The sequence below is a fragment of the Parasphingorhabdus flavimaris genome, assembly GCF_013371215.1.
Classification (GTDB): domain Bacteria; phylum Pseudomonadota; class Alphaproteobacteria; order Sphingomonadales; family Sphingomonadaceae; genus Parasphingorhabdus; species Parasphingorhabdus flavimaris.
In genome coordinates this window covers 510,672-522,188 of record NZ_JABWMH010000002.1, presented here as the reverse complement: position 1 = coordinate 522,188, position 11,517 = coordinate 510,672, and the positions used below count along the sequence as shown (strand labels likewise).

Below are 11,517 nucleotides of genomic sequence, written 5' to 3'. Positions count from 1 at the left end.
AGGATGATTGGATTGGTTCTCGTTACACACGGGCAGCTGGCAACGGAATTTGTCATCGCGATGGAACATGTCGTCGGTGCACAGAAAGCCATTGCCGCAATCGGCATCGGTGCGCGCGACGATATGGAAGTGCGCCGCCAGGAAATTGCCGATTGCGTCGCCAAGGTCGATTCCGGCAAGGGGGTCATCATATTGACCGACCTGTTCGGCGGAACGCCGTCCAATCTGGCCATCTCCTTGTTGGAAAAAGGCAAGGTCGAAGTCATCGCCGGAGTCAATCTCCCGATGCTGATTCGTCTCGACGGTGCCCGCAAGTCGATGGATATCGTTTCCGCAATCGCCGCCGCCAAGGAAGCCGGACAGAAATATATCAGCGTCGCGTCGGAAATATTGGGCAGCGACGCGTGAGCGAGTTTCGCAAAATTGTCGAAATCACCAACAGACGGGGCCTGCACGCAAGAGCAAGCGCGAAATTTGTTACCTATGTCTCAAAACTGCCGGACAGTCTGGACGTCAGAGTGGCGAAGGACGGTACAGAGGTGACCGGCATGTCGATCATGGGCCTGATGATGCTCGGCGCTGCCAAGGGTGACAGTATCGAGATTATCGTGGCCGGCGAACATGCAGAGAGCGCGCTCGAGAAGCTGACCGGGCTCGTCGTCGACGGCTTTGGTGAAGACTGAGCTTATGCGCCACCAGATTACCGGCTTTTCCAATCCGACGATAAAGCGGCTCAAAAGCTTGCGCGAGAAAAAGCACCGCAAGCGTGAGGGCCTGTTCCTTGCCGAAGGGCTGAGGATATTGACCGAGGCGCTGGACAGCGGGAAAACACCCCGGATGCTGGTGGTGGTCGAGGATAGTGAACTCCACCCCCTCGCCCGGAAAATCGAGGCCGCGACCGTGGCCGCCGGCGGCGACGTTATCGAGACCAGCGAAGCGATCATCGCCAAACTATCCGGCAAATCGAACCCGCAGTCGATTATCGGCATCTATCAGGATCACCCGGTACCGCTTGAAGAGCTCGACCGGTCGAGCGCGAATATCTGGCTGGTGGCCCAATCGCTGCGTGATCCCGGCAATCTCGGCACGATTTTGCGGACCGGTGACGCGGTCGGCGCGGGCGGCCTGATCCTGATCGACGATTGCGTCGATCCCTTTTCCGTCGAGGCCGTACGCGCGAGCATGGGCGCGATTTTTACCCAGAAGATCGTTCAGGCAAAATGGCCGGATTTTCAGAGCTGGTTGCGCAGTGGCCCGGGCGAGCTGGTCGGTACCAGTCTCAATACCGAAAATGATTATCAGTCGGTGCGCTACACTGCCCCGACCTTCCTGCTGATCGGCAACGAAGCGCAAGGATTGCCGGAAGATTATGAAGCGGCTTGCGACACGCTGGTCAAAATGCCGATGATGGGAAAAGCCGACAGCCTGAACGCTGCGGTCGCGGCCTCGGTGATGGCCTATGAAGTGCTCAATCAGAGCCGCAAGAGATAATTAGAAATTTTACATTCCCTATGATAGCTTGAAGGCGGAGGGGATAAATTATGAAAAACGCTATATTATTGTCGTCATTGGCTGCGCTGACGCTTTCGGCCTGTGGAGAGCCCGCAGAGGCGCCGGTGGAAGAAGCGAAGCTGGGCGACTATAGCGCCATCGGCACCGAACCGGGCTGGACCGTCGAGATCAAGGGTGACGAGATCGCCTTCACGACCCAGGAGGGCAATGATTTCACGCTTCCGGTTCATCGCATGAAGCAAAGCGGCACCGGCTGGGAGGTCAAAGGATTTTCCGACAGCCACAATATCAATGTCTACATCACCAGCGACGAAAAATGCAGCGATGGCATGAGCGATCGCAGCTACGCCGATACGGTGAGGGTCGAAGCCAGCGACAGCGGTACGCTAAACGGCTGCGGCGGTACGATTACCGAGGGACCGGACGGCGCGCCCTAGCGCTATTCTGCCGCCTGATCGCTGATGTCGCGATCGTCCTCGATCAGCTTTTCGGTCATCGCTTCGCTGTAGCGCGGTAGCGCTTCGATCTCGGGCACGGGTTCGAGATCCTTCTTGCCGGTCTCGATCTGCAGCTCGGCGAATTTGCGCCCGGTTGCCATGACATTGCGCTCGAAGCTACCGACAAATTTGTTATAATTGCCAACGGCGCTGCCCAGGCCCGAACCCATGCGTTTGAGATGCTCTCCGGCGACCGCAAGCCGGTCATACATTTCCTTGCCCAATTGGCCGATCTGCTTGGCTTCCGCCGCCATTTTTTCCTGTCGCCAGACACCGGCAACGGTCCGCGCGATAGCAACCAGATTGGTCGGCGTTGCCAGCAGCACTTTCTTCTCGAAGGCATGGTCCCAGAGCGTCGGCTCATGTTCCAGCGCGGCGGCCAGAAAATGTTCTCCGGGCACGAACATGATCACATAGTCCGGAGCATTCTCGAACTGGTCCCAATATGCTTTCTTGGAAAGTCCGTCGATATGCGCCTTCATACTGTTGCAGTGGCGCGCCATGGCAAAGCTGCGCGCGGCTTCGTCATCTGCCTCGAACGCATCCTGATAATCGTTGAGCGAGACCTTGGCATCGATCACCAGCTTGCGCCCGCCCGGTACATTTATCACCGCATCGGGGCGCAGGCGCCCTTCATCGGTGTCGATACTCTGTTCGGTGACAAAATCGGTATGTTCCGATAGCCCACAGGTTTCGAGGACATTCTTGAGTTGCTGTTCACCCCAGCGTCCGCGCGATTTTGGCGCGTTGCGGAGACTGTTGACGAGGCGCGCGGCTTCCTGCTGCACCCTGTCCTGCCCCTGCCGCACCTGTTCGATCGTGGCGCTGATCCCGGCATAGGATTCAGTGCGCTCTTTCTCGATTTTCGTAATCGAGGCTTCGTAGGTCGCCAGACGTTCATGGACCGGCTGCAGCAACTTGGCGATTTTCTCGCCGCCTTTTTCATTGGCCTGGTCAAAGCGCTGGTCGGCCCGTTCGAGAAACTGCCGCTGGGCCGTTTCCAGCATCTTGGCACCGATCTCGGAAAATTGCGCCGACAGCGCCTCTTTCGCATCGATCAATTGCTGCATCTGTTTTTCGTGATTGCGCGCGTCAGCCTGCAACGCCGCCAGTTCGGTCCGCGCCGCATCCCGCTCGTCGCGCACGCCATCGAGCGTGATCCGCAGTGCATCGGTCGCCTGAGCAGCCTCTTTGGCTGCATGAACCGCATCCTTGGTCGCTTGCGCTGCATCCTTGGCAGGCTTGCCGCCAATAATCCAGCCCAGCGCCAGACCGCCCAGGAGAGCGATGACAATGACGATGATGACAATGATGGGGTCCAAATTAACTCACTTTCCGATAAGAACGAAAAGAGAACCTAGAAGCGTTTCCCGTAATAGGCAATAGACCTAATGTCGGATTTGACTGGCGACGGTTAGGCCGCGATCCCGTGTTCCTTACGCAATTTGGCCAGCTTCTTCAGCACCATCTGACGCTTCAACCGCGACAGATGATCGATGAACAATATGCCTTCGAGATGGTCCATCTCGTGCTGCAGACAGGTGGCCAGCATGCCTTCGATCTGCTCTTCATATTGCTTGCCGTTTTCATCCTGCCAGCGCGCGGTGATGGTCGCCGGCCGTTCGACGTCGGCATATTGGTCGGGAACCGAGAGGCATCCCTCGCTGTAAACGTTCAAATCTTCCGACGGATTGAGGATTTCAGGATTGATGAAGACCTTCGGATCGCGGATCACTTCATGCTGATGGTTGCAATGCTCGCCATGCTCGTGATCATGGTCATGCTCGACCGGTTCCTGAAGATCGATGACCAGAATCCGCTTGGGTACGCCAACCTGGATCGCGGCAAGGCCAATACCTGGCGCGTCATACATGGTATCAAACATGTCCGCGATCAGCGCTTTGAGCGAATCGTCAAACTCGGTGACCGGTTCTGAAACGGTTTTCAGCCGCGGATCGGGAACTTCAAGGATCGGTAATATAGCCATGAGCCAAATTTAGGGATTATGCCGGGATTCGTCAACCATCGGCGGTGGCGGGCCCAGACAAAAGAAAAGGGCCCGCCAGGATATTGACGAGCCCTTTCATTCTTATGTTCGAATTTTAGAACCCGATTTTCGCACCAAGGCGGAAAACGCGCCCCAGGGTATTACCCACGAACGGGTTATATCCCAGCGGCAACCGCGCCGCTGAAGCGTCTTCGTTGGTGAAATTCTCGACCGAGAATTGCAACTGCGCGTCGAAAGCATTGATTGGCAAATCATAGGCTGCGTGAACGTCATGCTGCATATAGCTGGAAATATTCCGGCCGAAATTGGTGCCGCCGAAATTGGTAGTGGCACAGAATTGCAAACCGTCGCACCTTTCATCACGAACCCCTGCGATATAGGTTGCGCCATAACGCAGGTTCAGCCCGGCAACATTATAGTTGATGAAGGCATTGGCCCGCCATGGCGAAATTGTCCCTGGCAGCCGATCGAGATTGGCAGCTCCCACGGCACTGAAACCAGCGCGAAGCAAGTTCCCGTCCAGGTTGAAGTCACCGATATCATATTTGAGCGTGTGGCTCGCATTGACGCCGATTGTATACACGCCCGGTCCGATATCGGTGGTGTAGCTGGCGGCAAAATCAAGGCCCGATGTCTTGGTTTTCGGACCATTGACCCATTGCGTCAGAACACGCGAAATGTTCAATCCGGTTGTGGTGCCCTGCACACAGGCCCCGCCATCAAATGTGATAAGAGATGCAAATGGACTGGAACAATTTGCCAGACCACCAGCGGTCGGTACCACGCTGCTGGCGATCGCCTGGGCATCGGTAGTGGTGATTTCATCTTTGAAATCAAAGCTCCAATAATCCACCGAGAAGGTAAAGCCGCTGAAGTCAACAACCGCACCGAGGTTGTAGCTGAACGCTTTTTCCGGCCCGAGGTCGGTAGGGTTACCCGCGATATCAACAGCCTTGAAGTTGCCGTTTGCCGCATTGATCGCCGCAAGCGCTGTATTGGCATTGTTCGACACCTGCGCTGCCAGCGGCCCGCGGAAGGTCGTGCCAACGGAACCGCGAAGAACTAGCCAGTCAACCGGTTCCCAACGAACGGCACCTTTGGGATTGAAGGTAGAACCGATGGATCCACCATAATCTTCAAAACGGGCTGCAGCAGTAATTTCCAGCGTATCGCTGATAGGAACAGCGACTTCGGCAAAGACCGCCTTCACATTCTGGGCCAATCGCTCTGGCCGCGAACCGCCCAGGAAGATGAACGACCCTGCTCCGTCCAGAGATCCGCCAATGCAGCTTTGATCGCCCAGAATTACGCAAGGATTGATATCGAGATTGGACTCAACCGTCAGCGGACGGGAGAGAAAATCAAGCTGACGATATTGTGCGCCTGCAGCCCAGCCGACAGGGCCACCACCAAGGTCGATACCCAGTTCGCCGGAGAAGATGAGATCCACGACAAATGTGTCTTCGGTTTCTTCGACACCATTGTCAATTTGCAGAAACTCGACCAGATCGGGCGAGTTTTCATTGCCGGGAACATAGAACGGGTTCGTCAGGCCGAGAGACGGATGCCCCGGTCCGGCATTGATGAACGGGTTGAACCACTGACACCCACCGACGCCGGGAGTCCCGGTTGCCGGATCACAATCGGCGCCGCCCAATCCATTGAGCGCATCCTGCAAGCGTGAGCCGACAACGCCTGGCGAGCTGCGTCTCCGTTCATAGGTTGCCCAGGTCATCGACAATTGCCCGCGCAAGGTTTCTGAGAAATCCTTTTCAAGCGTACCCGATAGCCTGAACGCCCGGTTATTGGCGGTCTGGCGCCCTGATCCTCTGCCGGGATCGGTAGGATTGCCGAGATTGCCAAATGGCCGCCAGAGGAAAATGCCGATAGGACCCGCTATCGGAGCGGTAAGCCCGATTTGATTGGCATAGACTTGCGCGCCGGGGTTAGCAGGATCTACGGTGAAGCCGCCGCCCAATTGTGCACCACCCGGGCCCTGAAGCGGCGGATAACCTGGCGATGTGCCGATCCGGTCAAGATCGGTTTGCGCATAAGTGAATTCGCCACGGAACCTGAAGGAATCCGTGAGATCGATATCAGCCTGGACATATCCCTGGTAGCGATCTTCTTCCTCGATCAGATTATCAAAGGGAATGAAGCTGAAGCGGCATATCCCGTCGGGAGTACCACCCGTTTCGGCACAGCCCACGTCAGGACGCAAGCCCACGCCCGGGACAATGAATGCCCCCGGCGTTGCCAAAGCAGACCAGGCAGCAGGATTTACATCATATGGCTGGAACCCGTAGTCGCGCGCGGTCGATGGCAGTTCGGAGCGATGTTGCCAGCCGAAGCCGGCCATGATATTCAGGTCACCAAAATTCTGGCCGACCAGAATGGATGCCGTGTAATTGTTGTCCGATCCTTTGATAAAATCATAGTCGCCCTGAATTTCGACGCCTTCAAAACCTTTTTTGGTGATGAAGTTCGCGACACCGGCAATGGCATCGGAACCATATGTTGCCGCGGCCCCGTCTTTCAGGATTTCGACGCGATCCAGAGCGAATAGCGGTATCGCGTTGGTATCACCAAAGCCGCCGCCGACTGCACCAGGTGCGGTCAGCGTCCGCCGGCCATTGAACAGCACCAGTGTGCGCGTTGGACCGAGATTGCGGAGGTTGATCGAACCGAAGCCCTGATTTCCCTGCGCGTTGGTGGAGAATTGGTTTGAATCGCCCAGAACGCTGCCCACTTCCGGCAGATCCTTGATAAATTCGAGTGGCGAAGAAACCCCGTTTTGCGCGAGATCGGCGCTCGAGTAAACATCGACCGGAACAGCAGCATCTTCCGGAGTTCCGCGAATATAGGACCCCGTGACCACAATGACACTCTTGGGATCGACCTCGTCTGCCGCGTCCTGAGCGTGCGCCAGTCCCGGGGCTACTCCCATAGCTAAGGTCAACGCGCCGAGGGCGCACCTGTTGCGTAAAATGGATTTCCTCATCATGCTCTCTCCTGGTTGTCAGTCTCTTTGCCTTCATGGGGAGGACTGACTTTTTTATTGTGTGTACAATGTGGCCACAACGCAGCCCCTTCGTCAAGTGCGATTAATTAGCCACTTAATCGTCACCAGAAATCCCAGAAATTGGTTACTTTCCAACGCCTTCAACGATCAATATTTATCATTTGATTGTTTTATTGTTACCAACAAGCCACAATTTTTATACTAAATCGAGCCCTTGAACCATGTTGCGAGACATGGAGTCGGCGCCGGATCAATCCTGGTGTATCGGTCGCCGCGAGCGCAGCGCCTGCGCCAATGTGCCCTCATCGAGATAGTCCAGCTCGCCACCCACGGGAATCCCATGGGACAATTGGCTCAACCGCAGCGGGTAATTTTCCAGCCGTTCGGCAATATAATGGGCGGTTGTCTGGCCTTCCAGAGTCGCATTCATAGCCAGAACGACTTCGTCAATCCCGCCCTCCTCGACACGCTTGATCAGCTTGTCGATCGCGATGTCTTCCGGTCTTACCCCGTCCAGTGCCGACAATCGCCCGCCGAGCACGTGAAATTTTCCGGGGAACAGCCGGGATTTGTCCAAAGCCCAGAGGTCGGATACTTCTTCAACCACGCACAGCGCCTTTTCGTCGCGACGCGGGTCATTGCATATCTGGCAGGGGTCCTGCGTATCGACATTGCCGCATATGCCGCAGGTCACGAGCCGTTCTTCGACCGTCGTCATTGCTGCCAATATCGGCTTCATCGCCGTTTCCGGACGCTTCAGAAGATATAATACCGCTCGCCGCGCCGAACGCGGACCAAGACCGGGAAGTTTGGCGAGGGCCTGAACCAGATTTTCGATCTCTTGCGATGCCATGATTTGACCTTTAGGGACATATTGCGTCACCTGCCAAGAACTTAGCTACAGTTTGGCCACACACAAGCGAGATTTTATGCGTCTAGCCTTTATGGGAACCCCGGATTTTGCCGTTCCTGCGCTGCAAGCGCTGCACGATGCCGGACATGAAATTGTTGCGGTCTATTCGCAGCCCCCGCGCCGTGCCGGACGCGGGAAGCAGCTTAGCCCCTCGCCTGTCCAGAGACTGGCCGAGAGTTCGGGGCTATCCGTAAGGACGCCTGTCTCTCTCAAAGATGAAGCAGAACAAGCCGCCTTTGCCGCACTGGATCTCGATGCAGCGGTTGTCGCCGCTTATGGCCTGATCCTGCCGCAGGCGATTTTGGATGCGCCCAAGACGGGGTGTCTGAACATCCACGGCTCGCTGCTCCCCCGCTGGCGCGGGGCGGCTCCGGTCCAGCGAGCGATCCTCGCCGGAGATGCGGAAACCGGAATCACCATCATGCAGATGGAAGCGGGATTGGACACTGGACCGATGTTGCTAAAATCCGAGACCCCAATCGACGGTAAAACCGCTGGTGAGCTGACCGAGGAACTGGCCGAAAAAGGCGCAGAACTGATGGTTCGTTATCTGGCATCTCCGTTGGAATATCCTGCGGAAATTCAGGATGATGCACTGGCAACTTATGCGAAGAAAATCGAGAAACAGGATGCACGGCTCGATCTCGATCAGCCGGCCGAGCAGGTCGAGCGTCAGATTCGGGCATATAATCCCCTGCCCGGCGCCTTTTTCGAATATCAAAACAATCGGTATCGAATTCTGAAGGCGACCGTCAGCGAAGGGGTTGGACCGTCCGGCACAATATTGGACGAACGTCTTCTTATAGCCTGCGGCGCGGGAGCCATCCAGCCCGAGGTGATCCAGAAAGCCGGTAAGCCGGCGATGGACCTGAAATCCTTTCTCAACGGCACAAAAATTCCGGCAGGGACGATTTTGCGATGACCCGCTTTGCCCTCACTCTGGAATATGATGGCCGCCCGTTCATGGGCTGGCAGCATCAGGACCATGGCCCCAGCGTCCAGCAAGCGGTCGAGGATTCAATCAAGAAAATCACCGGCCAGACCGTACGGGTGTTCGCCGCAGGCCGAACCGATGCTGGCGTCCACGCGCTGGCGATGCGCGCGCATTTCGATCTCGATACCAGGCTAACACCCTTTCGCTTGCGCGAAGGTATCAATGCGGGATTGCGTCCCCATCCGGTCGCGGTGCTGGCATGTGATATTGTCGACGACGAATGGCACGCCCGCTTCGCCTGCGAGGGCCGGCGCTATCTCTACAAGATCACCAACCGCCGCGCGCCGCTGACCTTCGATCGCGGGCTTAGCTGGCAGGTCGCTCCGGATCTCGACACCGATGCGATGCACCATGCGGCGCAGCTACTGATCGGACAGCATGATTTCACCACTTTCCGTTCGACCCATTGTCAGGCGCAAAGCCCGGTAAAGACGCTCGACAGCATATCGGTCAGCCGCTTTGGCGACGAGATTGAAGTCGAGGTAGCCGCCCGCTCATTCCTCCACCATCAGGTGCGTTCGATTGTCGGCTGTCTGAAACTGGTCGGTACCGGCACCTGGACCAAGACGGATCTCAAAAACGCGCTGGCGGCAAAAGATCGCAATGCGCTCGGCTTCAATGCACCGCCTGATGGCCTTTATTTTGTCGAGGCTCTCTACCCGCCGGTGTCAGAGGCCGAATAAACGCTGCAGGCTCTTGTCGAGCATCAGCAGCTGCCAGAGCAGACGGCTGTTATCGGAACGCCCGGCGATATGGTCATCCGCGACCTTGCGCAGGGCCTTGCCGTCAAACCATCCGGTTCGCGCCAGAGCTCCGCCGCTGCTGATATCCCGCGCCTGATCGGCCAGCGGTCCGCGAAACCATTGGGCGATCGGCGTGACAAAACCCATTTTGGGGCGATAGAGAATATCATTGGGCAGATATTTCTCCATCGACTTTTTCAGCAGATATTTGCCCTGCCCCTTGTGCACCCGCAAATTGGCCGGCAGCTTCGCGGCGAATTCCATCAGCCTGTAATCCAGCAAAGGCTCGCGCGCTTCCAGTCCCACAGCCATGCTGGTGCGGTCGACCTTGGTCAATATATCGCCGGGCAGCCACATTTTCATATCGGCATATTGGGCCTGGTCGAGACCATTTTGCGCCGGCGCATTTTCCATCAGATCGATCATCCGCTGCTCGGCGTGATATTCTCCCAGATCGCGTTGCAGCGCATCGGAATAGACGGACCGTCTGCCGGAAGGGGTCGTCACGCCGACAGCTTCGGCATAGCCCTCCGGTCCGCTCCTCGCGAGCGACAGCAGGGTAGACTTGGCGCGAAACGGTCGCGGTGCCCAGTCGGCCTTGGGATAGACAGAACCGAGCCAGCCCAGGACCGGCCCGCGGAAGGATTGCGGCAAAAGCCCCCTCACCCGCTCTTCGGCATGGTGAAAGACATGACGGCGATATCCGGCCATCGCTTCGTCCGCGCCGTCACCGGACAGCGCCACGGTCACCGTTTCGCGTGCCAGCTCGCTTACCCGATAGGTCGGCAGCGCGGAGGCGTCGGCAAAGGGTTCGTCGAAATGGTCGGCCAGCGTGTCGATCAGGCCGAAATCATCAGCAGCCACGATACGTTCGCGATGATCGGTCTGGAAGCGCTCCGCTATCGCACGTGCGTAGCCGGTCTCGTCGAGCGACTGCTGGTCGAAGCCGATCGAGCAGGTCTTGACCGCCCGGCGACTATTCTCGGCCATCAGGGCGACCACTGCGCTGCTGTCGACCCCGCCCGAGAGAAAGGCTCCCAACGGCACGTCGGAAATCATCCGCGAGTTTACCGCCTGCTTGAGCAGCTCGACCAGTTCTTCCTCAAGATCCCTGGCCGATCCCTTGCTCCGCTGGCTGAAATCCATATCCCAATATTGTACAGATTCAGGTTCCGGCTTGCCTTGCTCGAGCAAAAGATAATGACCGGCGGCGAGTTTCTTCACGCCCTTCAGCAAGGATGTCTGATCCGGCACATAGCCAAAGGCGAGATAGTCATCGACTGCCGTGATGTTCGGGTCGCGGCGTAGCAATGGATTGGCCAGCAAGGCTTTAAGTTCTGACCCGAACAATATGCTGCCGTCGGAAACCCGCGCGTAAAACAGCGGTTTCACACCCAACCGGTCCCGGGCGAGAAACAATTGTCGGCTGCGCTGGTCATAGATCGCGAAGGCGAACATGCCGTTCAGCCGCTTAAGGCAATCCACTCCCCATTGCCGCCAGGCAAAAAGGATGACTTCGCTGTCGCTGCTGGTCTGGAACTGGTGGCCGAGGCGTTCGAGCTCCGCGCGCACTTCGAGAAAATTATAAATCTCGCCGTTGAAGCTCAGTATCTGCGCCTCGTCGGGCGTCAGCATCGGTTGCGCGCCGCCTTCCAGATCGATGATCGACAGCCTGCGATGCCCCAGCCCGACCCCCGGCGCGGTCCAGATGCCCGAACCGTCGGGGCCGCGGTGGCCGAGAGCGTCGGTCATCTTGCGCAGGCGATCGGGATCGACCGGCTTGGCCGTCTCCAGATGAAAGATTCCTGCAATTCCGCACATATCGTGC

11 protein-coding genes are annotated in these 11,517 nt (G+C 57.3%); 6 read left to right on the top strand and 5 right to left on the bottom strand.

Annotated features, from left to right (window positions below; genetic code table 11):
* Positions 1-3: 3 nt before the first annotated feature.
* The 4 genes from HUO14_RS07185 to HUO14_RS07170 are packed head-to-tail and all read left to right on the top strand — an operon-like array spanning position 4 to position 1,949.
* Positions 4-408: a PTS sugar transporter subunit IIA gene (locus HUO14_RS07185; RefSeq protein WP_176279182.1), complete on the top strand. Its 405-nt coding sequence runs from the start codon at positions 4-6 to the stop codon at positions 406-408.
* A complete protein-coding gene (locus HUO14_RS07180; protein ID WP_176279181.1) occupies positions 405-683 on the top strand; it encodes an HPr family phosphocarrier protein in 279 nt (92 codons plus the stop codon). Before HUO14_RS07185 ends, HUO14_RS07180 begins: the two co-directional genes overlap by 4 nt.
* Positions 684-687: 4 nt before the next feature.
* The gene (locus HUO14_RS07175; protein ID WP_176279528.1) at positions 688-1,491 is read left to right on the top strand and encodes a TrmH family RNA methyltransferase; all 804 of its coding nucleotides are present in this window, start codon (positions 688-690) and stop codon (positions 1,489-1,491) included.
* A 50-nt stretch (positions 1,492-1,541) separates the two neighbouring features.
* Positions 1,542-1,949, top strand: a complete 408-nt coding sequence (locus tag HUO14_RS07170; protein WP_176279180.1) for a COG3650 family protein — start codon at positions 1,542-1,544, stop codon at positions 1,947-1,949.
* 2 nt (positions 1,950-1,951) lie between these two features.
* Here HUO14_RS07170 and HUO14_RS07165 read toward each other — a convergent pair whose 3' ends face one another.
* From HUO14_RS07165 to recR, 4 genes are all read right to left on the bottom strand, one after another.
* On the bottom strand, positions 1,952-3,331 hold the full coding sequence (locus tag HUO14_RS07165; RefSeq protein WP_176279179.1) for a DNA recombination protein RmuC: 1,380 nt from the start codon (positions 3,329-3,331) through the stop codon (positions 1,952-1,954).
* A gap of 92 nt (positions 3,332-3,423) precedes the next feature.
* Positions 3,424-3,996 carry a peptide deformylase gene (gene def / locus HUO14_RS07160; protein WP_176279178.1) on the bottom strand — a complete coding sequence of 191 codons (573 nt, stop codon included), beginning with the start codon at positions 3,994-3,996 and terminating at the stop codon, positions 3,424-3,426.
* Positions 3,997-4,111: 115 nt separating this feature from the next.
* Positions 4,112-7,021 carry a TonB-dependent receptor plug domain-containing protein gene (locus HUO14_RS07155; protein WP_246255353.1) on the bottom strand — a complete coding sequence of 970 codons (2,910 nt, stop codon included), beginning with the start codon at positions 7,019-7,021 and terminating at the stop codon, positions 4,112-4,114.
* A gap of 268 nt (positions 7,022-7,289) precedes the next feature.
* Positions 7,290-7,892: a recombination mediator RecR gene (recR, locus tag HUO14_RS07150; protein WP_176279177.1), complete on the bottom strand. Its 603-nt coding sequence runs from the start codon at positions 7,890-7,892 to the stop codon at positions 7,290-7,292.
* Positions 7,893-7,968: 76 nt separating this feature from the next.
* Here recR and fmt point away from each other — a divergent pair, with 76 nt between their 5' ends.
* Positions 7,969-8,874 carry a methionyl-tRNA formyltransferase gene (gene fmt, locus HUO14_RS07145; RefSeq protein ID WP_176279176.1) on the top strand — a complete coding sequence of 302 codons (906 nt, stop codon included), beginning with the start codon at positions 7,969-7,971 and terminating at the stop codon, positions 8,872-8,874.
* Complete coding sequence (gene truA / locus HUO14_RS07140; RefSeq protein WP_176279175.1) at positions 8,871-9,629, top strand: tRNA pseudouridine(38-40) synthase TruA; 759 nt, start codon at positions 8,871-8,873, stop codon at positions 9,627-9,629. Before fmt ends, truA begins: the two co-directional genes overlap by 4 nt.
* Here truA and HUO14_RS07135 read toward each other — a convergent pair.
* Positions 9,615-11,510: an XrtA/PEP-CTERM system amidotransferase gene (locus HUO14_RS07135; protein WP_176279174.1), complete on the bottom strand. Its 1,896-nt coding sequence runs from the start codon at positions 11,508-11,510 to the stop codon at positions 9,615-9,617. The two genes, truA and HUO14_RS07135, sit on opposite strands and share 15 nt — an antisense overlap.
* Positions 11,511-11,517 lie beyond the last annotated feature (7 nt).

Coding starts and splice junctions, on each gene's coding strand:
- HUO14_RS07185 (WP_176279182.1), top strand. CDS start 4: ATGATTGGATTGGTTCTCGTTACACACGGGCAGCTGGCAACGGAATTT.
- HUO14_RS07175 (WP_176279528.1), top strand. CDS start 688: ATGCGCCACCAGATTACCGGCTTTTCCAATCCGACGATAAAGCGGCTC.
- HUO14_RS07170 (WP_176279180.1), top strand. CDS start 1,542: ATGAAAAACGCTATATTATTGTCGTCATTGGCTGCGCTGACGCTTTCG.
- def (WP_176279178.1), bottom strand. CDS start 3,996: ATGGCTATATTACCGATCCTTGAAGTTCCCGATCCGCGGCTGAAAACC.
- HUO14_RS07155 (WP_246255353.1), bottom strand. CDS start 7,021: ATGATGAGGAAATCCATTTTACGCAACAGGTGCGCCCTCGGCGCGTTG.
- recR (WP_176279177.1), bottom strand. CDS start 7,892: ATGGCATCGCAAGAGATCGAAAATCTGGTTCAGGCCCTCGCCAAACTT.
- fmt (WP_176279176.1), top strand. CDS start 7,969: ATGCGTCTAGCCTTTATGGGAACCCCGGATTTTGCCGTTCCTGCGCTG.
- truA (WP_176279175.1), top strand. CDS start 8,871: ATGACCCGCTTTGCCCTCACTCTGGAATATGATGGCCGCCCGTTCATG.
- HUO14_RS07135 (WP_176279174.1), bottom strand. CDS start 11,510: ATGTGCGGAATTGCAGGAATCTTTCATCTGGAGACGGCCAAGCCGGTC.